Origin of the sequence: Endozoicomonas sp. ALB115 (genome assembly GCF_049310245.1) — a bacterium.
GTDB lineage: Bacteria > Pseudomonadota > Gammaproteobacteria > Pseudomonadales > Endozoicomonadaceae > Endozoicomonas.
This window is the reverse complement of record NZ_JBLYZG010000025.1, coordinates 42,010-64,346: the sequence shown is the minus strand read 5'-3', so window position 1 is coordinate 64,346 and position 22,337 is coordinate 42,010. Positions and strand designations below refer to the sequence as shown.

Annotated in this window: 21 protein-coding genes; 3 read left to right on the top strand and 18 right to left on the bottom strand. The window is 51.2% G+C overall.

From position 1 onward, the window contains the following. Nucleotides 1-67 precede the first annotated feature (67 nt). Complete coding sequence (locus ACO6VE_RS12795) at nucleotides 68-265, top strand: DUF2788 domain-containing protein (protein ID WP_101748002.1); 198 nt, start codon at nucleotides 68-70, stop codon at nucleotides 263-265. Between the two features lie 45 nt (nucleotides 266-310). Here the strand turns inward: ACO6VE_RS12795 and ACO6VE_RS12790 are convergent, their stop codons facing one another. After that, nucleotides 311-1,759, bottom strand: a complete 1,449-nt coding sequence (locus ACO6VE_RS12790; protein WP_422461622.1) for a DASS family sodium-coupled anion symporter — start codon at nucleotides 1,757-1,759, stop codon at nucleotides 311-313. Between the two features lie 89 nt (nucleotides 1,760-1,848). Between ACO6VE_RS12790 and ACO6VE_RS12785 the strand changes: the two genes are divergently transcribed. Together ACO6VE_RS12785 and ACO6VE_RS12780 are read left to right on the top strand one after the other, a co-directional pair. Beyond that, entirely contained in the window at nucleotides 1,849-2,505 is a 657-nt protein-coding gene (locus ACO6VE_RS12785) for a pseudouridine synthase (RefSeq protein ID WP_422450311.1), read from the top strand. Continuing rightward, on the top strand, nucleotides 2,466-2,930 hold the full coding sequence (locus ACO6VE_RS12780) for a VanZ family protein (protein ID WP_422461620.1): 465 nt from the start codon (nucleotides 2,466-2,468) through the stop codon (nucleotides 2,928-2,930). Before ACO6VE_RS12785 ends, ACO6VE_RS12780 begins: the two co-directional genes overlap by 40 nt. Before the next feature lie 19 nt (nucleotides 2,931-2,949). On the opposite strand, the gene ACO6VE_RS12775 is transcribed toward ACO6VE_RS12780, so the two are convergent. The 17 genes from ACO6VE_RS12775 to ACO6VE_RS12695 all read right to left on the bottom strand — a co-directional run bounded on the left by ACO6VE_RS12775 (nucleotide 2,950) and on the right by ACO6VE_RS12695 (nucleotide 22,334). Then, entirely contained in the window at nucleotides 2,950-3,672 is a 723-nt protein-coding gene (locus ACO6VE_RS12775; RefSeq protein ID WP_422461633.1) for an amino acid ABC transporter ATP-binding protein, read from the bottom strand. Nucleotides 3,673-3,694: 22 nt separating this feature from the next. Beyond that, a complete protein-coding gene (locus ACO6VE_RS12770) occupies nucleotides 3,695-4,684 on the bottom strand; it encodes an amino acid ABC transporter permease (RefSeq protein ID WP_422461618.1) in 990 nt (329 codons plus the stop codon). Nucleotides 4,685-4,690: 6 nt separating this feature from the next. After that, complete coding sequence (locus ACO6VE_RS12765; protein WP_422461617.1) at nucleotides 4,691-5,500, bottom strand: transporter substrate-binding domain-containing protein; 810 nt, start codon at nucleotides 5,498-5,500, stop codon at nucleotides 4,691-4,693. 191 nt (nucleotides 5,501-5,691) lie between these two features. After that, nucleotides 5,692-7,236 carry a hypothetical protein gene (locus ACO6VE_RS12760; protein ID WP_422461615.1) on the bottom strand — a complete coding sequence of 515 codons (1,545 nt, stop codon included), beginning with the start codon at nucleotides 7,234-7,236 and terminating at the stop codon, nucleotides 5,692-5,694. Between the two features lie 171 nt (nucleotides 7,237-7,407). Then, the gene (locus ACO6VE_RS12755; protein WP_422450307.1) at nucleotides 7,408-9,267 is read right to left on the bottom strand and encodes a V-type ATP synthase subunit A; all 1,860 of its coding nucleotides are present in this window, start codon (nucleotides 9,265-9,267) and stop codon (nucleotides 7,408-7,410) included. Nucleotides 9,268-9,285: 18 nt separating this feature from the next. Continuing rightward, on the bottom strand, nucleotides 9,286-9,975 hold the full coding sequence (locus ACO6VE_RS12750; RefSeq protein WP_101747255.1) for a DUF2764 family protein: 690 nt from the start codon (nucleotides 9,973-9,975) through the stop codon (nucleotides 9,286-9,288). Nucleotides 9,976-10,217: 242 nt separating this feature from the next. After that, nucleotides 10,218-10,910, bottom strand: coding sequence for a hypothetical protein (locus ACO6VE_RS12745; RefSeq protein WP_422461613.1), 693 nt, complete (start codon nucleotides 10,908-10,910; stop codon nucleotides 10,218-10,220). A 101-nt stretch (nucleotides 10,911-11,011) separates the two neighbouring features. Continuing rightward, nucleotides 11,012-11,461, bottom strand: coding sequence for an ATP synthase subunit C (locus tag ACO6VE_RS12740; RefSeq protein WP_209200523.1), 450 nt, complete (start codon nucleotides 11,459-11,461; stop codon nucleotides 11,012-11,014). 2 nt (nucleotides 11,462-11,463) lie between these two features. Further along, entirely contained in the window at nucleotides 11,464-13,311 is a 1,848-nt protein-coding gene (locus ACO6VE_RS12735; protein ID WP_422461611.1) for a V-type ATP synthase subunit I, read from the bottom strand. Nucleotides 13,312-13,345: 34 nt separating this feature from the next. Then, the gene (locus ACO6VE_RS12730) at nucleotides 13,346-13,972 is read right to left on the bottom strand and encodes a V-type ATP synthase subunit D (protein ID WP_163369725.1); all 627 of its coding nucleotides are present in this window, start codon (nucleotides 13,970-13,972) and stop codon (nucleotides 13,346-13,348) included. 5 nt (nucleotides 13,973-13,977) lie between these two features. Then, nucleotides 13,978-15,381, bottom strand: a complete 1,404-nt coding sequence (locus tag ACO6VE_RS12725) for a V-type ATP synthase subunit B (protein WP_422450305.1) — start codon at nucleotides 15,379-15,381, stop codon at nucleotides 13,978-13,980. Between the two features lie 412 nt (nucleotides 15,382-15,793). Continuing rightward, complete coding sequence (argF, locus tag ACO6VE_RS12720; protein ID WP_422450563.1) at nucleotides 15,794-16,801, bottom strand: ornithine carbamoyltransferase; 1,008 nt, start codon at nucleotides 16,799-16,801, stop codon at nucleotides 15,794-15,796. Nucleotides 16,802-17,061: 260 nt separating this feature from the next. Further along, a complete protein-coding gene (locus ACO6VE_RS12715) occupies nucleotides 17,062-18,852 on the bottom strand; it encodes a hypothetical protein (RefSeq protein WP_422450304.1) in 1,791 nt (596 codons plus the stop codon). Nucleotides 18,853-19,098: 246 nt separating this feature from the next. Next, on the bottom strand, nucleotides 19,099-19,869 hold the full coding sequence (locus tag ACO6VE_RS12710; RefSeq protein WP_422461609.1) for a PepSY domain-containing protein: 771 nt from the start codon (nucleotides 19,867-19,869) through the stop codon (nucleotides 19,099-19,101). Nucleotides 19,870-19,948: 79 nt separating this feature from the next. After that, on the bottom strand, nucleotides 19,949-20,869 hold the full coding sequence (locus ACO6VE_RS12705) for a biotin-dependent carboxyltransferase family protein (RefSeq protein WP_422461607.1): 921 nt from the start codon (nucleotides 20,867-20,869) through the stop codon (nucleotides 19,949-19,951). Continuing rightward, the gene (gene pxpB / locus ACO6VE_RS12700) at nucleotides 20,866-21,594 is read right to left on the bottom strand and encodes a 5-oxoprolinase subunit PxpB (protein ID WP_422450301.1); all 729 of its coding nucleotides are present in this window, start codon (nucleotides 21,592-21,594) and stop codon (nucleotides 20,866-20,868) included. Before pxpB ends, ACO6VE_RS12705 begins: the two co-directional genes overlap by 4 nt. Continuing rightward, a complete protein-coding gene (locus ACO6VE_RS12695; RefSeq protein ID WP_422461605.1) occupies nucleotides 21,591-22,334 on the bottom strand; it encodes a 5-oxoprolinase subunit PxpA in 744 nt (247 codons plus the stop codon). The genes pxpB and ACO6VE_RS12695 overlap by 4 nt, the downstream gene beginning before the upstream one ends. Nucleotides 22,335-22,337 lie beyond the last annotated feature (3 nt).

Genomic DNA, 22,337 nt, shown 5'->3' with positions numbered 1-22,337 from the left:
AAGTTGGCGAAAAAAAAGCAGGCAAAAAAAGTTGCCAAAAAAAGTCGGCTAAACTTCTGGAGGTTCTATGGATATTGCTGAGTTCGAATCCATCATGTTACAGGTCTTAATCAGCGGGCTGGTTTTATTTATGGCTTTTATCGTTTATGACCTGGCCAAAAAATCCAATGCGGGGAAATGGGGTACATTTGTACTCTTTGGAGCTCTTGGCCTGGGTGTCCTGGGTTTCCTGATCAAAACATTTCTTGTTGAGGTGATTGTTTAGGCCATACGCACAGTGGCAGATGGCCGGATAGTTACAACTTATTGGCTATAAATAGCCTAACCAGGACAACCAGACACTACCCAGCCCCAGCCATACCAGCAAATAGAGCGAGCTCATGATCAACCCGACTTTCCACCAGTTGAAAAGAGAAACATAACCAGCACCATAAAGGATTGGTGCCGGTCCATTCCCATAGTGGGTAATAACAGCACAAATATTACTCATATAGGCAAGCATCAGGGCACCTCCCAGCGGGGGAACACCAGCTCCGAGCATGATCAGCAGAAAACCAGCATACATGGCACTGATCTGTGCTGTGGATGCGGCAAAGAAGTAATGGAAAAAGTAGTACAGTCCACAGACGGTGATCATTGCCAGCCAGGCGGGCAAACCGTCAAACAGATCGCCAACCTGATCACTGACATAGTTCACTACGCCATAGGCACTGAGGTAATGAGCCATGGTAATAAATGCCCCGAACCAGATCATGGTGTCCCAGGCTCCCTTATTACCACGGAGATCATCCCAGTTCAGAACACCGCTTGACAGCAGAATGCACACACCCACCATAGCCACCAGCGTCGCTGAAAAGCCCAGCTGCTGACCAAATATCCATAGCACAAGAAGCGACAGGAAAGTACCGGCCATAATCCATTCATCCCTGGTCAGGGAGCCCAGGCGGTGAAGTTCATCCTGTGCCACCTTGACGGCCATGGGGGTTTCTTTCAATTCCGGCGGGATAATGCGATACAGACAAAGTGGCATCAAGATAAGACAGACAATACCGGGTAACAATGCCCCCAAGGCCCACGTCGCCCAGCTCAACTCAATACCCTGATTGCCAGCAAGCTTGACCACCAGCGGATTACCCGCCATGGCAGTCAGAAACATGGTGCTGGTGATGGCATTGGCGTGGAAGACGATCATCAACAGAAAGGCCCCCATCCTGTTGGCAGTGGCTCCCGGCTTACTGTCATAGACAGTGGCGATGGATTGCATAATGGGGTATACCACGGCACCTGCGCGAGCCGTGGTACTGGGCATTGCCGGGGCAAGCAGCATATCCGTCAGGGTCAGTCCATAACCCAGGGTCAGGGTTTTCTTCCCCATGATACGCATGAAGCAGTAGGCAATTCTGAGCCCAAGCCCGGTTTTTATAAACCCGTGAGAGATGAAAAACGCCAGCACCACCAGCCAGGTTACAGGATCACCATAACCCGCCAGTGCCTGTTTGAGGGTCAGGGTTTTGGTCAGCCCCAGGGCTGTCACCCCCATCAAGGTGATTGCCGACATCGGCATGGGAGTAACCATCACCCCCAACAGGGTGCTGATAAAAATAATCAGCATGTGCCATCCCTGCAGATCCAGACCTTCCGGTGCAGGGAGCACCCACAGACTCCCCCCCAATAGCAATGGAGCTAAATAACTGATAACTGATTTCACATCAGTTGCCCGCTGCTGAGGGTGATCACAGCTTGCTGGTGGTGTACTCACACAACCCCCTTTTAAATGGTTAAGGCCATAGTCTAGTCCACAGGTTCTCCTGCATTTATAATTCTGACTTTTCTCATCAGTGATTACCCATGCAGGCTTCTGTTATACGCCCTTCCAAAAAAAGCCGATTATTGCTTTTTAATAAACCTTACGGTGTTTTGACCCAGTTTACGGACCAGGAAGGACGGCAAACCCTGAAGGATTTCATTAACATTCCCGGCATCTATCCAGCGGGCAGGCTGGATCGAGACAGCGAAGGGTTGTTACTGCTGACGGATAATGGCCAGTTGCAAAACCTGATTGCCTCACCTGAGCACAAAATGCCCAAAACATACTGGGTTCAGGTGGAAGGAATCCCGGACTCTCAATCCTTAGACCATCTTCGTACCGGAATAGTTCTGAACGATGGCCCTACTCTCCCGGCCCGGGCAGAAATCATTGACGCTCCTGATGTCTGGGAAAGAGTGCCACCCATACGGGAAAGAAAGTCGATTCCGGATTGCTGGATTCAATTGACTATAAAGGAGGGAAGAAACCGTCAGGTAAGAAGAATGACCGCTGCTATCGGCCATCCAACACTCAGGCTGATTCGCTGCCAGATAGGATCATGGAAAATTGACGACCTGCAGCCGGGTCATTGGCGTGAGCTGGAAATCCCTGCTTCACTGAAAGACAAACTTAATACAAACAGATCCAAACGTGTAAAGTGGAAAACCTCAGGAAAGCCCCGTCACTGGAAGACGTAATTCTTCAGCACTATTTACCGGTCAGCAGAGCGGCATTAGCCATTACCCTGACAGCCATCACTATTTTGTCTCTATTGCCTATAGATAACTTCAGAGGTGTTGACCTGACATTCTGGAAGCTGCCGGTGGCTGCTGACAAAATAGCCCACTGCCTTGCTTTTCTGGTTATTTCCGGCCTGCTTGATGGCTTTTGTTACCAGGACCGTTTCAACCTGAAAAAAGCGGCTATCGCGGCTTTATACGGTATCTGGATTGAAGGCCTGCAATCCCTTACCGACTATCGCTACCCATCGTTCTGGGATATCGTCGCCAACTGCTTTGGCATTTTTATGTACTGGTTATTGATTCCTGCGTTTAAAAGAACGCCTGTTTTAAGGGTTCGCTGGGCGTTTAGGGAAACACGCCCAGGAGATAACAACGGATAATTACCGACCGAATATTTCGTCAAATTACCTGACTTAAGAAGACTCGCAAACGTTCATTTTCCGGTGCCTGAAAAAAAATCTCCGGCTCACTATCCACCAGTAACTCACCGCCGTCCATAAACAGAACCCGGTCAGCCACCTCCCGGGCAAACCCCATTTCATGGGTAACCACCACCATGGTCATCCCCTCTCCAGCCAGCTGTTTCATCACATCCAGCACTTCCCCAACCATTTCCGGGTCAAGGGCACTGGTGGGTTCATCAAACAGCATAATCCGTGGCTGCATGGCCAGTGCCCTGGCGATGGCAACCCGCTGTTGCTGTCCACCCGACAGTTGCGGAGGAAAACTGGCGGCCTTATCCGACAGCCCTACTTTCAGCAGAAGGGCTTTTGCCCGTTCCTCTGCTTCAGTGCGGCTGATGCCACGAACCTTCATGGGTGCCAGACAGATATTGTCCAATACCGACAGGTGGGGGAACAGATTAAACGACTGGAAAACCATCCCCACCTCTTCCCGAAGCTTATTCACATCCCCGGGCGTGGTCAGGGATATGCCATCAATAACAATTTCACCCGCATTAATGGTTTCCAGCTGATTCAGGGTTCGCAGAAATGTCGACTTACCGGAGCCGCTGGGGCCAATGACCACAACGACCTCACCCTCTTGAATATTCTGATGAATATTCTTCAGGGCATGTACCCCGTTGGGATAGATCTTCTCAACCCCGGTAGCCCGGATAATGACCGCTGTGGACAAAGAACCTTCAGTCTCTGACGGCATATCTCACCTCCAAACGACGGACCAGCCAGGAAAGCGTGGCGGTCAGAACCAGGTACATCAAGGCAACACTGAACCACACTTCAAACGGGCTGAATGTCACACTTACCACTTCCCGTCCAGCCTTGGTAAGGTCTGTCAGCGAGATAACGGAAACCAGTGAAGAATCCTTGATCAGGTTGATAAACTGGCCAGCCAGTGGTGGCAACACCCTCTTGAACGCCTGCGGTAGAATGATATAGCGCATGGTCATGCCACGGCTCATCCCCAGACTTCGTCCGGCCTCCATCTGTCCCCGGCTGATAGACTCGATACCGGCCCGGATGATTTCTGCCACATAGGCTCCGGTGAATACTGACAGCGCCACCACACCCGCGGTGAATCGCTCCAGATCCATAACAGTGCCAATAAAGAAGTAGACAATGAAGATTTGCACCAGCAGGGGCGTTCCCCGCACCAGCTCCACATAAACAGTCGCAAGGTGACGCAGTGCCGGATTGGGTGATATGCGTGCCAGACCAGCCAGAGCCCCAAGAACAATGGCAAAAACAATAGACACCAGGGAGAGCCTGATGGTCATCCAGAGTCCATTGGCCATCGGCCCAGGCTGCCAGTGATAGTTGACCGCCAAGAGGTCACCTGCAAAGATCAGATCACCGTCACTGACAGCCATTTCCTGATAACCGACAACAGTCATACGCTCACTGTCGTCAACATCATTGATGAGGATTAGCTCTCCTGTTTCATTACTTTCTATGGTGCCATCAAACTCCGCACGAAGTTCATCGCGGGCCTGATAAACAATGTACTGGGGGACTCGATCCCAGCGCCAGATATAGTCAATCGCCTGACTGGACTTGTAGATACCCAGACCCAACAGCAGCAATATTGCCGCAAAAACCAGATTCCACAGAACCTGGTTTGGCGGCTTTTCCATTTGCAGAGGCTGGCCTTTCACGGGTTTACCCTGCAGCATCAGCCGTTACTTCAGGGTCTTTTGCCATGCGGAACTTTCGAACCACTTGGCATAAATTTTATCGTAAGTACCGTCACCCTGAATCTGGGTCAGGAAGTTATTTAACCAGTTAACAAAGTCCGGGTCCCCCTTGCGAACGCCCCAGGCCAGCGGCTCATAGGTGAAAGGCGTGTCCAGGTGAACCAGTTTGCCCGGATTCTGGCTGGAGTAGACCGCATTAAACGGCAGGTCATAAATAAATGCATCGGCCTTGCCATTCACCACTTCGATGGCACCTTCAGATTCGGTTTCGAACAATCTCAGCTTGGCCTTGCTCAGGTAGCGCCTGGCGGCCAGATCGCCGGTGGTGCCCAGCTTGGAAACCACCGTATATTTTGGATTATTCAGATCTTTGTAAGACTTGATTTCATCTTTCAGTCCATTACGCAGTAATACACTCTGGCCAATGACAATATAGGGGTTGGCAAAGTTAATCTGCAGGTTACGCTGGGAAGTCAGGGTCATACCGGACATGATAATGTCAAACTTATCCGTCACCAGTGCCGGAATAATGCCATCCCATGCGGTATTGACAATTTCCAGCTCTACGCCCATGGACTTGGCCATCTGGCGGGCAACGTCCACATCAAAACCAACGATCTTACCCTGCTTGTTAGTCATTTCAAATGGCATATAGCCTGCATCCAGACCAACACGAAGCACCTTGCGCTCCACGATCTTGTTCAGCGTGGACTCTTCCCATATCTGGTTATAAGAGGCAAAAAGTGATGAACTGAACGCCAGCAGAAATGCCAGCATGGCGGTAATTTTTTTCATTATAACTCCTGTCCGCTACCAGATATCCTGTATCACTGGTGCCAGAACTTTTTTTATCATTATGTACGGCGAATCCCTGACCGCTTTAACCTCGTAGTTATCTGGTTATACGAGGAGAACATTCTGCATTGTACATATACTGTCGTTTTTTACCAATAATACCGACCCAACCTGTCGACATCCCCAACCCCCTATCGCCAGACCTGCTGTAAATACCCATGCAGCCTCCTTTTTGCCTGATCATGAAAACAGAGAGAGGGTGGATTAGATAAGGCTGGCTGCTGATTGCGCTGTATACCGATAAAAAGATCCTGCCCTTCCTTTATCATTTGGGAGAACTCGGCAGATGACTTCGCAGCAATGGCGTCAGCATCCAGAATAATGGACGGAGGCTGACCATTTCTGAGCAGCTCGCGATTGATCAGGTAAATAATGGTTCTGCCATTTCCGTCGAGAAAATAGTGCAAAAGCATTAATCGCTTTGCCAACCGGGCAGTGGATAAGCGAACGTCTTCCGGAGTCGGGGTTCTATGCAGCGCCTTTCTATGGTCAACCAACACGTTTATCAATACATTTTTCTTGCGAACATTACCTTTGTCAGGCTCATCACAATAGGCTCTGACCGTAACTTTGCCCGGTTTCTCATGATTTGGCGCATGGTAGCCACAAATATGAAAAATTGCGTGATTGTCAGGAGAGAGTTTATCCATACCCCGGTATTTTTGATCGCAGCTCTGCACGAACAACATCATTTCCTGGTAACCCGACGGCGTGAATTTTTCTTTGGGAATATCAAATACATGTGATGCAGAAAAGTCATACGTTGGAGATATAGGATCGCCGTACCAGGACTTGACATCTTTCGTCAGACGTTGATGAATCTGATTCAATATCAACAGATTCACAGGTTCAAGATCGCCACGACGGGACTGCTCCAACAAACTGGCAAAGGCCTGGCAAAGATTATGAACCGTATTGGCATCATAATTTTGGGCATCAATCCCCAGATAATAGTCGTCCTTCGAACCAAACAGCATTGAAAAATAGCATACTGGAAATCCCCGGGTAAGCCGATTTCTGTCCATTGCAACCTGTAATTCCGGAAGGGATTTTCTATGGCTGATGATTCCATCAACTATTGCGTCATAACAACCATCCGGATATTTTCTATAAGCCTTAAGAAGATGATCAGCTGTCGTTTTCCTGGAACTATCCAGCCCGGAAAAAGTGGCTCTTATCAGCTGGAAAAAAACAGTCTTCACCTCAGTGTCTTTTAATACATCACCTGCCAGCTCAAAATCGCTGTCTGTAGCAGATTCTCCTTTTGCCACAAGAGCATCGATCAAAATCCCTGACACAACAGGAAAAAATCTGATAAATCGAGGGGTAAAACTTTTGTCACAGTCAGGATTTGCTGGCTGCACAAATTGCCTGCAAAACTCAATGTCATGTTTCAGGAATGCCTGCAAAGCAGACTGAACCCTGGTTTTCACTTCTATCTTTTGTGCAGAGACTGGTTGAGTAACAGTAGCGATAGCTGAAAACCGCTCAGCCAAACGTCGCATCCTGCCATCTTCCTGCAAATTTGAGCCAGAATCAGCGCCTGAAAGGTCATCATGTTCACAGGGGGTAACATAGTAAGAGCCCATCCTGCCACCCGCACGTTCTTGTTGATAAGAGTGGTAAGTCTGAACAATGCAAGAGTCAGGCAAGCCTGAAATTTTATTGCTATCCATATAACACCAGCAGCTCTTTCCAGTGTTGATATTTAAAAACCCGAAAAGTTCAAACTAAACCAAAGATATTCAGGGGATAATGGACGAAGACGTGGCTGAAAAATTAATGGCTTAAAAAAGTACTGCCGACATCGCCGGCAGACTTGAGCAGTACGTGTTACACAACAGTCATCAGGCAGCTAAAGCACCCATGGCGTACTGGCTGCGAAGCTCCTGAATACGGTGCATATAGTTGTTGTATTCAGGTGATCCGTGATGTGCATAGTGCATGTTCTTGAACAGGCCGGTCAGCTTGATAAAGTAATCACGCACCTCTTCTTTATCGCTGAAGTTGTACTGCTGACGAATCAGGCTCACCACCAGATCAAAGTTTTCCTGCTGACGATGGATTGGACAGGAAGCGTCCACATCGTCAAAAGCGTCCTGCTGCAGATAGACCATGTCCAGCATGTAAGACTTCTGGAAAGTCACGTAGTCTTCCAGGGTAATACCCTCTTCACCGGTTACCTGCATCATCTGGTTGATGCTGTCACCGCGTACCAGCAGTTCCTGCATCTCCCGGACGTTGCTGACCCACTCTGGCGACAGGTTTTTTGAGTACCAGTCTTCCAGCTGATCCAGATAACGGGACCAGGAGATCAGAGGATCAATCGCCGGGTAGAAACGTTTGTAAGCACGATCATAAGACAGCCCAAGGAATGCCTTTACGGTACTCAGGGTGGCTTGGGTAACAGGCTCTTCAAAGTTACCACCGGCAGGTGATACAGAGCCAATCATGGTCAGGGAACCTTCGTCGCCGTCTTCGTTGCGAACCACACCACAACGCTCGTAAACCCCCTTGATGGCAGAGTCCATATAGGCCGGGAAGCCTTCTTCACCGGGAATTTCTTCCAGACGGTTAGAGGTTTCACGCATGGCCTGGGCCCAGCGGGAAGTAGAGTCCGCCAGGGCCAGCACGTTGTAACCCATCTGGCGATAGTACTCACCCAGTGTCAGACCGGTATAGATAGAGGCTTCACGGGCAGCCACCGGCATGGACGACGTATTACAGATAATAACCGTACGGTCGATCAGGGCACCACCGGTCTTGGGGTCCTGCAGGTGCGGGAACTCTTCGATGGTTTCAACCACCTCACCGGCACGCTCACCGCAGGCAGTGACAATAACGATATCCGCATCGCAGTAACGGGAGAAACCGTGCTGCAATACCGTCTTGCCAGAACCGAAAGGTCCGGGGATACAGCCGGTACCACCACGGGCAATCGGGAAGAAGGTATCAACGATGCGAGTGGTGGTGATCAGCGGCTGGTCAGGGTAAAGACGCTCGGTCTTGCCTTTTGCGGCCAGCGTTTCAGCGATTGACTTACGCACCGGCCAGCGCTGGTACATGGTCAGAGGAATTTCTTCACCCTTGTGGTTTTTCACCCGGGCCACGACGGTATCAACAGAGAAGTTACCTTCCTGAATCCAGACCACTTCCACTTCACCCACGGTATCAAACGGAATCATGATTTTGTGGGTAAAGCGACCTTCCGGCACGGTACCAAAGGTTTCACCGGCATGGAGTTTATCGCCGATTTTAGCCACGGCAGTGAATGCCCAGTTATGGGTACGATCCAGGGACTCAACCTGAACACCCCGCTGCAGGAAGCGGCCATGCAGATTCGCCAGTCGCTCCAGCGGGTTCTGCAGACCGTCGTAGATCATGCTGAGAATTCCAGGCCCCAGATCCAAAGACAGCATGTGCCCGGTCTGAATAATCAGGTCACCGACAGCAACACCACGGGTTTCCTCAAACACCTGAATATCCGCCGTGTTACCACGAACACGGAGAATCTCGGCCATCAGCTGCTCTTCCACCGCTTCATTGGCGCGACGGCTTGGCAGTACGTAGACCACCTCGTTCTTAACCAGCGGCTTTTTCGCACCATCTTTGCCACTGATGCTTTCGATGGTGATGATATCACCCATCACCGCTACCACCCGGGCAGAGGTCTGTTGCATCAGATCTGTTTTTGTCTGTTCAGTCATGTGTATAACCGTTGTCGTTTAATCCGGGGAACCCGGCAATTGGTGGGCAAATTCCCCTAATGCCTGCTGGGTCAGCTCATTAAACCGAACCACTGCCTGTTCACCATTGTAGGAGGTCCAGCGTGCCACCAGGTTCCAGCGCAGCAGATAGATCACCACGGCTTCAAAGTCGAAACGGTGTCTGGCACCAAGCTCGTTCAGCTTGTTCCACACCGCCTCCATCACTGTTTTTTCCAGCGTCAGGTAGTCTTTTTTACTCAGGCATTCAACCGCCACGGGAATCCAGGGGAATGCATGCTGCAAACCGAGGGTCGGATGATTCCAGTTGTGGCGGATGTAGGCGTAGCGGCTACCGTAACTCCATTTCGCCGATGTCGGTGCCTGAATACCATTGGCCTTTCGTCGCAAGGCAGCAGCGATGGTTCGCATATCCAGACGCCAGTTCACCAGCTCTTTCAGATCAGGACTGTCCAGCTCCTGCAACAGGCGCTCTGCCAGATTGATCAAATACGCTTCCTTGATCTCTTCGCCCAGATGGCTCCAGTGCACCAGCTGTTCCACCTTAACCAGGGTTTCACGATCTGCCGTGGACAGCATGGCCAGACGACGGTCCAGCTGAATGCGGGAGATAGGCGTAATCTTGCTGTTAAACAGTGAGTCAATATGCGGCAGCGATGTCAGCAGGGTATAGTAGGCATTTTCAGCCATTGTATTCTCCTCGGAAGCAGCCCAGAAACAGGGTCCGATGATGGGGCCTATGTCCGTTCACCCTGAGCACAGTCGAAGGGTGCCTGGCACGATCTATCTCATGGGCCTGGTGTTCATGCCCTTCAACAGACTCAGGAAGATCAGGGTTCGAGGGCCCACAATCACGGAACTTATTCAGGAACTACTCCTTAACATGAGCGTGAGGCAGACATTGAGCTGCCATCACGAACTGACACCGGCAATTATTTAATAATGCCTTCAAGCAGGGCACGGAAACGTGGCTGCAGGTGCTTCAGCAGAACCGCAGCAACGGCTTCATCGGTCAGCTCTACCTGGATATCCTTGTCCTTCAGACGAAACGCAATGCCACTCTGGCCAGCACCACCAACGGTGAACGTGACGCCATCCTGAAGCATCTCACTGGCCCGCTTCATGGCGAACTCCAGCAGACCACCGGCCTTGAGCAGCTCAGGTTTGTCACGCAGTTCATCCACACCAATAACTTTTCTGGGCAGGATCACTTCGATGTTGTTTTCGCCGCGCAGATTGTTCTGGCCAGCCACTTCCAGAATCATCCCTTCCAGCAGCTTGTCGCCTTCCATTGAGTGGCTGACCACTGCACGGATCTGGTCAGAGAATTTTTCCAGCAGATAGTCTTTCAGCTCAAGGACGGCATTTCGCTCAGCCAGTTGCAGCGCTTCTTTGCCTGCCCTGGTAATAAAATCCGCTTCCTCACGGGCCTTGCCAACAATGGCACTGGCGCGTTTTTCGGCATCCGCGATCAGCTCAGCGGCTTTGGCTTCAGCGTCAGAAATAATCTTGCCCGCTTCCTGGCGACCACTGTCGACGCCCTGGTTACGCAGCTTTTCGATCAGTTCCTGAACACCGACGGAAACGGTTTTCCCGATTTGTTTTTCAGGAGTTGCAGTACTCATTATCTAATCCTGTATTTGCTTATGGGCCAGTCAGTTTTTGTCACCACAAAGACACAGAGAAATCTTTTTTGACTTTGTGGTGCCAATCATTCACCCCATCATCAGGCGGCGATGCCCTGACCCATAACCAGTGCGAATACGAAAGCAAATACCGCAAAGCCTTCTACGATCGCCGCAGGCGCAATCGAAAGACCAAACACTTCCGGCTTGTTCTTGGAAGCATTGATGGCCGCTGCAACCGCCTGTCCCTGATAAACGGCAGAGTACATCAGGGCAACACCGGTCAGCAGACCAATACCAAACAGACCAGGAGCGCTGGCCAGAGTGACGCCGATGCCACTCAGGGTAAACATGATGACAATGCCGTAGATAACCTGGGAAGATGGCATGGCTGAGAGACCGACGAACTTACCGTAGCCGCTCTCCACATCCAGCATCGCACCACAGGCAGACTGTCCGGCGACAGAACAGCCGATTGCAGAACCCACTGCACCCAGAGCAACCGGTGCGAAAACACCTACCCAACCCAGTGCGATAATCAGTGCATCCATTGTTAATCCTCTTTACTAAAAGTTGTTTGCTGGTTAAAGGTCGTTCTTTGGTTAAAGACTTTAAATGGGTAGCCTTCGTCAGACAGTCCCCAGTTGACAAATTCAATGACGTTAAGACGCATGCCGTGAACCACACCGCTCATGATGCACAGGGCAAAATTCAGCAGGTGACCCAGCAGCAGAATGATTCCCGCAAACAGCACTCCGGTGACGGGGCTGGAATTAAGAACGTCCATGGCCAGAGAGTTAAACGTCATGGCCAGAGATGCACCGGACAGGCCGAGGGCAAACAGGCGCATGTAACTGAGCACATCACCAAAAGCACTGGTAATGTTGTAGACGGCTTTCAGGCCATCCAGCATTCTCAGAATAAGGTCCTTGAAGGATGTCACTTCACGGCTGCTGGAGAACAGGAAGACCAGCAGGGCACCGACAATCATCAGCCCCGGGCCAATGGTGGATTGAAACGCCGCTGGCAGCGTACCGGTCATCCCCAGCCACAGTGTCAGACCACCGCCCATCAACCCCGCCCAGCCCAGTGGTGCCAGGGCATAACTTGAGCCACGATTGACAATCGCCGTCATGACATTGGCAACGATCAGGTGTGCAACACCGATCACCACCGACAATTTCATCATGGCGTTGTAATCGTTGAGGTCGATAAAGGCCAGGCGGCCAAATAAGCTGCCGCTGTCGGGTGCTGCACCGAAGTAACTGCCGATAAAGACACCCCAGACAATACCCACACCGGACATAAAGTACGCCAGATTCATCAGACGACGACCGGTTTCACTCTGCCGGAGCTTGCCCCTGAGCAGGAAAATGATCAGTCCGAAAATCAGACAGTACATGGCATCGCTCATGATCATCGCAAAGAACAGCGAGAATGAGTAAAACACCACATTACCCGGATCCCAGGCGCGGTAGTTGGGTGTCTGGAAGAAACCAAGGGCATCCGCACCACCACCGGTTCCTGCCGGTTTGTCCAGTAACGTCGGAGGATTGTCGTCTACTTTCGGGTCCTCGAATATTGCCGCAACACCGTGGGCAGCCGTGAAGGCTTCAACATTGGCCTGCTCAGCCACCGGTACCCAGCCCTGCACCAGGAAGAAGCTGTCTTCATCCATAGTGCCACTGGTGGCCTGCTGCAGATCAGCGCTGTCCAGACGGGCGGCAAGCACCTGATCCAGAAGGTAGTGCCAGCGGGTCAGCGCTTCCCGCTCAGCCAGCAGATCCTCGATGGCATCCTCTGCTTCATCCAGCATCTCTTCCAGGCGGGAAAGTGGAATCTTACCCACATGAGAACGATGCACAGGCAGCAGAAAGTCTTCGGGCTCCTTGTCAGAAACCACGATAACGTAACTGTCTTTCTGGCTCTGATGAATCAGTTCCCAGGGCAGCTCGCACTGCTTAAGGGAATCCCTCAGCGCGGGCAGTTCGCCATTGGGCAGAACATAGAACCAGAGCCGTTGACCATTCAGGTCAGACAGGGCAGGAAAAGCAAACTCGCCCCAGGGGCGCACTTCCCGTATCCGTTCCTGCAGCTTGTCGCGAATATCGGACTGCTCACGGAATTTGGACTTGTTGTCCAGAATCTTATGAACAATGTCGTCTACTCGGGCAGCATCCTTGTGTTCACGAACATTGCGAACCTGCCGTCTCTGCTTTGGGCTGCGCTCCAGCCACGCTTTCGCTTCACTGGCTTCCGCCGGCTGCACCTGAACCTCAACTGGTTTATCGGTTAATGGAATCAAATGCAGACAGCCCAGGGATTGCAGCTCTTTCAGAATGCTGCTCTTCTCCTGGCTGGGCCCGTAAAGGGTGATCTTTTTCAGTCGTTTAATAGCCATAATCAATGCTTTCGCAGGTTATACCACCCGGATATCAGCCCACCTGCGAATGACCTCCTTTGGCTTCCTGGGCCAGAACCTTGCCCTTGGAGAGCTTGGCGTTCATGACGCTGGCCCGGTCCTGGTCAGACATATAGATCTGGATTTTCTGGATGTTCTTTCTGGTCTGGGGAATCAGCACCTTGGAGAACAGGTTAACCCGCTGGGAGGTGGTACGTGTCGCCTTGTCCAGCTCCCTGTGGCGCAGCTGACGAACCTGGAGTTCTATTCTCAGGCGAATCATCTGCTGCAGAAGCTCAACCAGGTAATCAACCCAGTGGGGTTTGGCCAGATCACTGTAGGGTGTCAGCGCAATTTCAATGTGCTCGACCAGAGGAACCGATGTACCGACAATATTTTCCTGGGTCAGGCGCACATCCGTTACCTTCACCAGGTTATCCACCGGAACATCCTGTCTTGCCAGCATTGGCAGCTGCTGTCTGACCAGCTGCTCCACCTCCGCCAGATGTTCCCGTGTCTGTGCCAGCGCCTCTTCGGCCTTTTTACGTTCCATCATCAGCTGCTGACGCTTGAGTTCAAGCGCCGGCAGATAACGGTTGTACGTCTTTAAACTGCGCTTCTCTTTGTTTAATGAACTTTTGTTGAGAGCTACCTTGGCCATGATAATTACGCCTCAGCTGCAGCTTCAGAAGCTTCCTCAGTTCTGTGTGAATCACTCTCTGAAGAAAGCTGCTCCGGGTTGGGCCAGTATTTTTCCAGCAGACTCTGTTTCATCAGGGTCTCTTCCGGTCCAAAGCATTCAGCCATGGTCTCCCAGCACTTATCCAGTGCTTCCTCCAGAGACATGGCAGCGTCCAGAGACATAAAGCGTCTTTTGAACAGCTTGCCGAACTTGATGGTTTTCAAGTCATAGCTGGACAGTTCGAAGGCCATGGCCTGTTTCTGGGCGGCGTTCACCGAGTCTGAGTAGAAGCGGATCATGGTGTTCATGATGGCGGGATGGTCTTCGCGGGTTTCTTTACCCTGAACCATCTGCTTCAAACGGGACAGGGAACCAAATGGATCCAGGTGCCCTTCGTGCAGGTAGAACTGACCTTCGGTGATATAACCGGTGTTGTCCGGAACCGGGTGGGTCACGTCATTGCCCGGCATGGTGGTCACCGCCAGAATGGTGACAGAACCGGCACCCTTGTAGTCACAGGCTTTTTCGTAACGACGCGCCAGCTGGGAGTACAGATCCCCCATATAACCACGGTTGGCAGGGATCTTGTCCATGGCCACACCGATCTCTTTCATGGCGTCGGCGTAAGAGGTCATGTCGGTGAGCAGAACCAGTACCTTTTTGGACTCTTCGACGGCGAAGTGTTCCGCCACCGCCAGCGCCATATCCGGCGTCAGCAGACGTTCAACCGTCGGGTCAGACGCCAGGTTGGTGAACATAATGGTACGGGCAGAGACACCGGCTTCTTCAAAGGTAGTGCGGAAGAAGTGGTAATCATCGAAGATCAGACCCATGCCGCCAAACACAACGACATCCGCCTCTGCCTGAATGGCGATACGGGCCAGGAAGCGGTTGTAGGGTTCACCGGCGACGGAGAAGATAGGAATTTTCTGGGACTCAACCAGGGTGTTGAAGACATCGATCATGGGCACATTGGTACGTACCATGCGGGAAGCCAGTACACGACGAACCGGGTTTACCGAAGGTCCGTCGATCTCCACCCTGGGATCCTGTTCCAGGGCAGGACCACCATCAATGGGCTCACCGGCACCGTTGAAGATTCGCCCAAGAATATTGGGGGAGTAGGTGGTCTTCATGGGCTGGCCCAGGAAGCAGACCGACGCTCCGGTGGACAGACCCTTGGTACCGGCAAAAACCTGGAGAGAAACCTCTTCATGGTCAATCTTGATGATCTGCGCCATGGAGTAAGTCTGTCCATCCTGCTCAATCAACGCCAGATCACCATAGTTGGCCTGGGCATTACCCTCAGCCAGGTTAGGAACGTGGACGCGAATGAGGTCACCAACGATGCTGAGAATATTGGTGTATCGCAATAGGCTCTGGGGCATTACTGCTCCTCTATACTGCTGGGAAAAAAGAGAATGGACATGGGCTCAGGAGATCATCAGTCATGCAGGTAACGCTGAGTAAGTGCGATACGCCTCATTGCACACAACATAAGCCAATTGTCGTATGTTTAAGCTAATAAGCCCAAACACTGATCTGTACTGCTGGCTCTATCCAAGCCTCCTGTAAAACAACTTTTTCGCCTCATTAACACAGTCAACTCAGTACTTTCACAGGGAAAGTACTGAGGAACCATTTCGGGTAACGAATGGAAAACGCCAGATTAAACATCTAATAGAGTAGACAATTCTACGGGTTTCGCAGAGTTCCGCCTGAGCAGCAGGTCAGACTTATTGCTTCGTGTCATTCCGGAAGGTAGCCGTCATTGACACGGACTACCGACACTCCATGAGGCTAACGACTGTTACCCAATGTTTCCACCATCACAGCCTTGATGGTATGCATCCGGTTTTCTGCCTGATCAAAGACAATGGAGGCGTCAGACTCGAACACATCCTCAGTGACTTCCAGGCCGTTCATACCAAATTTGTCAGCGACTTCTTTGCCAATCACCGTGTCATCGTTGTGAAAGGCTGGCAGGCAGTGCAGGAAACGGACATTGGCATTGCCTGTTTTTTGCAGCACTGCCTGATTCACCTGATAGGGTTTCATAAGCTTGACCCTTTCATCCCAGGCTTCCATCGGTTCACCCATGGAAACCCAGACGTCGGTGTACAGGAAATCACAACCCGCCACCGCTTCATCCACCGACTCACTGATGGTAATCTTTGCCCCGGTTTCCCGGGCAATTTCCCGACATTGCTCGATAAGCTCAGGGGCAGGGAAGAATTCTGCCGGGGCAGCAATTCTGAAATCCACCCCCATCTTCGCAGAACCCACCATCAGCGAATTAGCCACGTTGTTGCGCCCATCACCGAGATAGCAGAGTTTCATCTCACCCAGTGAACGACCATTGCCGTGTTCCTGCATGGTCAGAAAATCCGCCAGCACCTGGGTTGGATGCCAGTCATCGGTCAGACCGTTCCATACCGGAACCCCTGAATAAGCCGCCAGATCTTCAACGTGCTGCTGCAGATGACCACGAAATTCAATGCCGTCGTACATACGCCCCAGTACCCGGGCAGTATCTTTCACCGTCTCTTTGGCCCCCATTTGCGAGCCACCACCGATATAGGTGACATTGGCTCCCTGATCAAAACAGGCCACCTCAAAGGCACATCGGGTTCGGGTCGAGGCCTTTTCAAAAATCAGGGCAATATTTCGCCCGGTTAAATACTGCTCCTCAGTACCGGATCGCTTTGCCGCTTTCAGCTGTGCTGCACGCTCCAGCAAGTGGCTGATCTCCATTGGGGAGAAGTCCAGTAGCTTGAGAAAATGACGGTTCTGCAAATTCTTCTCGATATCAACAGTCACAACAGTCATATACAGTTTCCTGTGTCAGGTCATTTGTTGTTCTTTACTTACCCAATCCAGCGATCTTTAAGTAGAAAGTGACAATGTCATTACTGCCTACGGTCAGGATTCAGGGAGTCACATCATCCATAGACCGGTTATTTCTGTCCAGCTCCGAATCGAACTTCACTCGGGCATAGACTAGCGCCGGACGATACGGAAGACATTACGTAAAAATACGTTTCCAGACTTTATCCCGCTCCAGGAGGCTATTCAGCGAGACTTTTTTTGGTTTGGATCGGCGCATAAGAGATAATATTTGCCTTCAGGATTTGACAGCCGCTCATAAACACCTGACAGAAGTCACAGATATCATCAATGCTGGACGAACACTGGACAGACACCGACCTGTTTTTCATATTCACCAGGTAGAGTCTGTCGGTATCCAGGACCAGCACCAGAATCTCTTCTCGCAAAGTGGATACCTCTGGCTCAAGCTCAACAAGTATATAGTCCGTTTTGCTAGTTGCTCGCTGGTTATACATCTCTATCAAGACATCGGCTAAATCGTTCTGCAAATTGATCATTTGTCTATTCAGCTCAACATCTATCCCGGGCAGCCCGGGCATCTGCGTGGCAGGCATGTCAAAAATGAGATGTACCCCTCGCTCCTTGCGATAACCAAGCCCCAATATATGGTCAATCACATTTTTGACGGTCAGTTGAGAGTCGCGCAGATTGCCCTCAATCATGTTATTCAGCAGGGTAACCTTTTCAGCATCCTCTTTGCGGATACGCTGCAAGCCAAGACTCTGGGCGGCATAAAGCAGAATCCTCCTGTTATTTTTTGACGGATCCCCCAGTCCGAAATCCCTCGGCGGGTACTGCTGCACAAACGCCTTGACATCGATTTTATCCAGACCTTCGGCATCAGACTCTCCCTTTTTGGTCGGACGAACAAATATAGCCTGGGTTGCCTCACTGACCAGCATAAGAAACTGGAGGTATTTCACTAACTGGGTACCACTGGCAAAACTCCAATAAACCAGGCGCCCAAGGGCACGGCTCGGTACCGGCTCACCGATAGTAAATAGAAATATCAGATGAGGTTCAGTCGGGTGACGAAAAATTCGCACCACTGGTGAGACCGGTTCCGGGCAACCCGTTACCGGATTCTGCCGTGAGCAGGCGAAGGTAACAAAGAACCGGTGTTCCGGTGCCAGCTGATCAAGATGTTGCTGCATAGCGGTAAAGAACGCACGGGCACCACCGGACTTGTCAATATTCATCTGTTTGCCGCAAAGATGATCTTCTTTATCACACATTTGCTGCCATCTGGGCACCACACCGACATCCATCATCTGTCTAAGAAAGCTATACCCTCTTTGCATTGCCAGAGACTGCAGCTCGACTGGCATCCACAGTTGCCCCAAAAGCCGCTCAAATGTCTTGGTCATACTGACCATATTCAGCTTCAGTGAGGGGCGAACGATCGTTTGGGCAACTGTCGGCAGAGCAGGATGAAGATGAGGAGCCCCGGGCGGTACCAGTTCCTGAGCGACCAAATTTTGCTGTACGAAAATACCTGGCTGAGCAAGAGCTCTTTCGGCCTCCTCTACATCGACAACTTGCTGGTTGCGGGTCCCTGATAGCCCAGTTGGTCCTGAAACTGCACCAATCGCTCCAGCTTGTTCACTGACTGCTTCACTATCGAAGGCCTGGATCGGTGCACAGCTACCAGCGGCCGACGCTGGCTCAAAAAGACTCCAGTCGTACTTCTTCACCTCTTCGGCAAAATCAGTATCTCTGGTAAACTCAACAGGTGTTTTTTTACAGACTGAACACTGAGCAACCTCCCGGGTCATCACGACAGTACAGCCATAGTGGTAGTTATGTTCGCAACAACGGGAAGCCATAAAGGGAGGACGCTCAATATACTCTGCACACAGACCACAAAACCGACGCTCGATAATCTCGTTAGTTAGCGGTTGCAACTCTCTGGCCAGGCTGCTTGCACCAAGGCCTGGGATATTTGATAACTGGGCACGGCTTGGATCCACAAAGACTCTCCTCAGTAAACTGTCATCAAGTCTAGCCCGGATATTTCATAAACTGCCCCGATTCTCGCACACAACCACATGGATGTAGGAGATAGGGCGACGCTGGATGCTAAAGCCGAGGACTTTGTCGCTTGTCGCTCTAAGGGATTTTGTGAGGGAGCGCCGTACCGGGGAGTACGGTCGACTGAGCAAAACTCCCTTAGAGCGACAAAGGACAAGCGAGAGCACGTTTATGAAATATCCGGGCTAGATCCATCCGAGCGGCGTAATTCTGTCTTCTATCACTTCCCCGTTAACCGCATTTACCACCATCTTATGTCTTATATGATTGTCATCCAGAAAAATGATTTCCCTGACATTCATATTGTTTTTGACACTGCTTCGGGTTCTCAGCACAACCATCCCACGGTATTTTTTCCGTGCATTTTTGATAATCTGCTCAAGGGATATCCGCTTGCCATCCGGTTTCAGGTCATACGTTACGTCTGTGATCACTCTGCCGGTATAAGCGTCCATCGTTAACTGGCGACGCTTCACTTTAAACTGTTTGTCAGCCAGCTCTATAACATAGACCATATTACCACCCTGCCTCTCCAGCCAGGTTCGAATTCTATTTGCTCCGGGGTACTTACTTTCCACCTTTGACAAGATCTCTTCCATTGGCATGGGTACCTGCATAGGGGCATGATCAATCTGCTTGCCACTGAAAGCACCATAAACAACGCGCTCCAACCGGTTATTGGCATCAATAAAGTCGATAACAAACACCTTCTGATGCTCTTCTTCCTGCAACCGGGCTGAGTATACAACCACGTCAGTAGCCTTGACCCCGAATGTATGCCGGGTTCTCGCTATCAGCTGGTCAAGGGGCACCATGGATCTGAGCTTGCCAGGCTGCTCAAGGTACGCAGGTGTCGCAGGCACAGTACTGCCCGCAGCAAAAACCGCAGATACAGACAAAACTGCACCCGCCAATACGCCTGAAATCATCGGCACAGGGAAACTGAACATATTCATCGAGTCTCACCTCTTTTCAGACAAATGTAGAATTGTTTTGCCATAACGCAAGAACAATACCTGACGGGAAAACGGAAGGTTACAGATTAAAGAAGGAGTAGAAGCTTTTTAATTTTTGTCCTGCTGCCTGAAAAGATATCGGCTGAAAGCGTATCGGGGTTCCCGGCATTGCCTGTGCCAGCCTATTCAAATCCAACTGGGCAACACAGCCGAACTTGGGGTAGCCACCCAGTGTCTGGTGGTCGCGCATCAGAATAATTGGCTGACCATTTTCAGCTATCTGAACAGCCCCCAGGGCGATGCCTTCAGAAATCACCCCGCTGAAGGGGGGCGTAATTTGAGCCCCTGCCAATCGATACCCCATACGGTCGCTATTGGGAGAAAGCGTGAACCGGGACTGATAGAGACTTTTCCGGCTCTGCGCAGAAAAAGCCCGGGCCTGATACGACTCCATCAGATTAAGGCTCAGTGGCCCGGCATATTCCGGGATATACCGGGCTGGCACCATGCGGTTTATGCCGGGTTTAACTACCTCTTGGGAAACGGTCTTGAGATAATCCCCCTGCCTTATCAGACTACCACTGTCTTCCTTCGCAACTCTGACCCCTAACCCACCAATACCATCCCTGACCACGGTCGCCACACTGCCAAAGACGACGGGTGCAGCAAAGCCGCCGGGAATGGCCAGATAGGCTCTCAGCCCTTTTTTGGGAAACTGAAATGATAAGGTATCGCCTTTATTCAGATGCAGGGTCCGCCACCCTTCCACAGCCTGACTATTGACTCTGGCTCCCAGATCAGCCCCGGTTAACGCCAGCGTGATGGCTTGATGCGCTAAAAACCTTGCCTGTCCACCGGTTATCTCCAACTGGGAACAGAACATAGGGTTTCCCAGAAGATAATTTGCCCAGCAATAAGCATGTAAATCCATAGGGCCACCCTGGGCCAGGCCCTGGTAACCCACTCCCGTTCGACCAGTATCCTGAAGCTGCGTCATCATCCCCGGGTCCAGGACTTCCAGTGCGACCACAAAGTACCTCCAAGCGCAAAAAACTCATCCCGTGATATAGGCTGGAACTGCACAGACAAACCCACAGAGAAAGGTGACATGGGTGTTTTGTCAAAATCAATCAAAGAAACCGGACAATTCCCAATTATCTGCCAACCGCCGGGGGAGTCGGATGGATAGACAGCGGTTTGCTGGTCAGCAATCCCGACACTGCCTGCTGGCAGCATTTTTCGGGGCTCGGACTTTCTTGGCGTGGCAATCGCGAAGTCAACTGCCCCCAGGAAAGCAAAACCAGGGCTAAAGCCGATAGCACAAACGACATAAGTCGACTTACTGTGAATCTGGATAACATCTGCCACTGTGCGGTTATGAAACTGTGCAACCTCCGGTAAATCCGGCCCCGTCTCCAGGCTGTAATAAACGGGCAAGGTGATTATCTTGCTGGCCTTCCGGGCACGATCATCTTTATCATTAGACAGAAAAAAAGCATCAACCAGCCCCTGCAGCCGACTTTTTAACGCGATAAAATCCGTTTTCAGCGGGTGGTACTGAATATAGATGGTCGTATAAGAAGGGATAACTTCAATAAGCTCTGACGAACAGCTATCTCTGATATGGTCAGCCAGAGTGCCTGTTTTTATTGCCAGCTGAGTATCAATATGATCACCCAACCGTATGATCAACGCTGATTCTGACACAGGCTGGATATCCATCATGACGCAGCGTCTGGCGACTTTACAATCTGATGAATCTGCTGGATCAGCGCTATGGCGTCAGGATTATCACCATGAACACACAGACTATCGGCGTTCAGCTTCAGCCGCTTTCCGCTGATGGTGCTCACTTCCCCCGAGAGCAAGCCTCTCACCTGCTGAAGAATCGTGGCTGAATCCCGGTGAACAGCCCCTGGCAAGGTTCTTGACACCAGCAGGCCATGATCGTCATAAGCCCTGTCTGCATAGGCTTCATAAATCAGTGGTACTGAATACCTGTCAGCTGTCTTTTTTTGCAACGCATTATTGCTCAGTGCCTGAATCATAAGCGCTGGTTTGATCTCCATATTTGCCGCGGCAATCACAATGGCTTCAAACACATCCGGGTCATTCATCATCCCATGGTAAAGGGCACCATGGGGTTTAATGTACTTTACCCGGGTGCCATGCTGCTGACAGATAGCATCCAGTGCGCCAACCTGGTAAGCCACAAGGGCGGTGATACTTTCAGGGCTGTGAGGAATGGGGCGACGACCAAACCCGGCCTTGTCATGATATCCGGGGTGAGCACCAACCGTGACACCGCACTCCACCGCCTGTTGCACAGTGTCACTCATGGTATCGGGGTCAGAAGCGTGAAAGCCGCAGGCAATATTAGCCATATCAATCCATGGCATCACTGCCTGGTCATTGCCCATTTGCCAGGGGCCAAAACTCTCCCCCATATCACAATTCAGCTGCACGTG

Bases quoted from the DNA above. Each gene is read 5' to 3' on its own strand.
- ACO6VE_RS12795 (WP_101748002.1), top strand. From the start codon at position 68: ATGGATATTGCTGAGTTCGAATCCATCATGTTACAGGTCTTAATCAGC.
- ACO6VE_RS12785 (WP_422450311.1), top strand. From the start codon at position 1,849: ATGCAGGCTTCTGTTATACGCCCTTCCAAAAAAAGCCGATTATTGCTT.
- ACO6VE_RS12770 (WP_422461618.1), bottom strand. From the start codon at position 4,684: ATGCTGCAGGGTAAACCCGTGAAAGGCCAGCCTCTGCAAATGGAAAAG.
- ACO6VE_RS12765 (WP_422461617.1), bottom strand. From the start codon at position 5,500: ATGAAAAAAATTACCGCCATGCTGGCATTTCTGCTGGCGTTCAGTTCA.
- ACO6VE_RS12760 (WP_422461615.1), bottom strand. From the start codon at position 7,236: ATGGATAGCAATAAAATTTCAGGCTTGCCTGACTCTTGCATTGTTCAG.
- ACO6VE_RS12755 (WP_422450307.1), bottom strand. From the start codon at position 9,267: ATGACTGAACAGACAAAAACAGATCTGATGCAACAGACCTCTGCCCGG.
- ACO6VE_RS12750 (WP_101747255.1), bottom strand. From the start codon at position 9,975: ATGGCTGAAAATGCCTACTATACCCTGCTGACATCGCTGCCGCATATT.
- ACO6VE_RS12745 (WP_422461613.1), bottom strand. From the start codon at position 10,910: ATGAGTACTGCAACTCCTGAAAAACAAATCGGGAAAACCGTTTCCGTC.
- ACO6VE_RS12740 (WP_209200523.1), bottom strand. From the start codon at position 11,461: ATGGATGCACTGATTATCGCACTGGGTTGGGTAGGTGTTTTCGCACCG.
- ACO6VE_RS12735 (WP_422461611.1), bottom strand. From the start codon at position 13,311: ATGGCTATTAAACGACTGAAAAAGATCACCCTTTACGGGCCCAGCCAG.
- ACO6VE_RS12730 (WP_163369725.1), bottom strand. From the start codon at position 13,972: ATGGCCAAGGTAGCTCTCAACAAAAGTTCATTAAACAAAGAGAAGCGC.
- ACO6VE_RS12725 (WP_422450305.1), bottom strand. From the start codon at position 15,381: ATGCCCCAGAGCCTATTGCGATACACCAATATTCTCAGCATCGTTGGT.
- ACO6VE_RS12710 (WP_422461609.1), bottom strand. From the start codon at position 19,869: ATGAATATGTTCAGTTTCCCTGTGCCGATGATTTCAGGCGTATTGGCG.
- ACO6VE_RS12705 (WP_422461607.1), bottom strand. From the start codon at position 20,869: ATGATGACGCAGCTTCAGGATACTGGTCGAACGGGAGTGGGTTACCAG.
- pxpB (WP_422450301.1), bottom strand. From the start codon at position 21,594: ATGATGGATATCCAGCCTGTGTCAGAATCAGCGTTGATCATACGGTTG.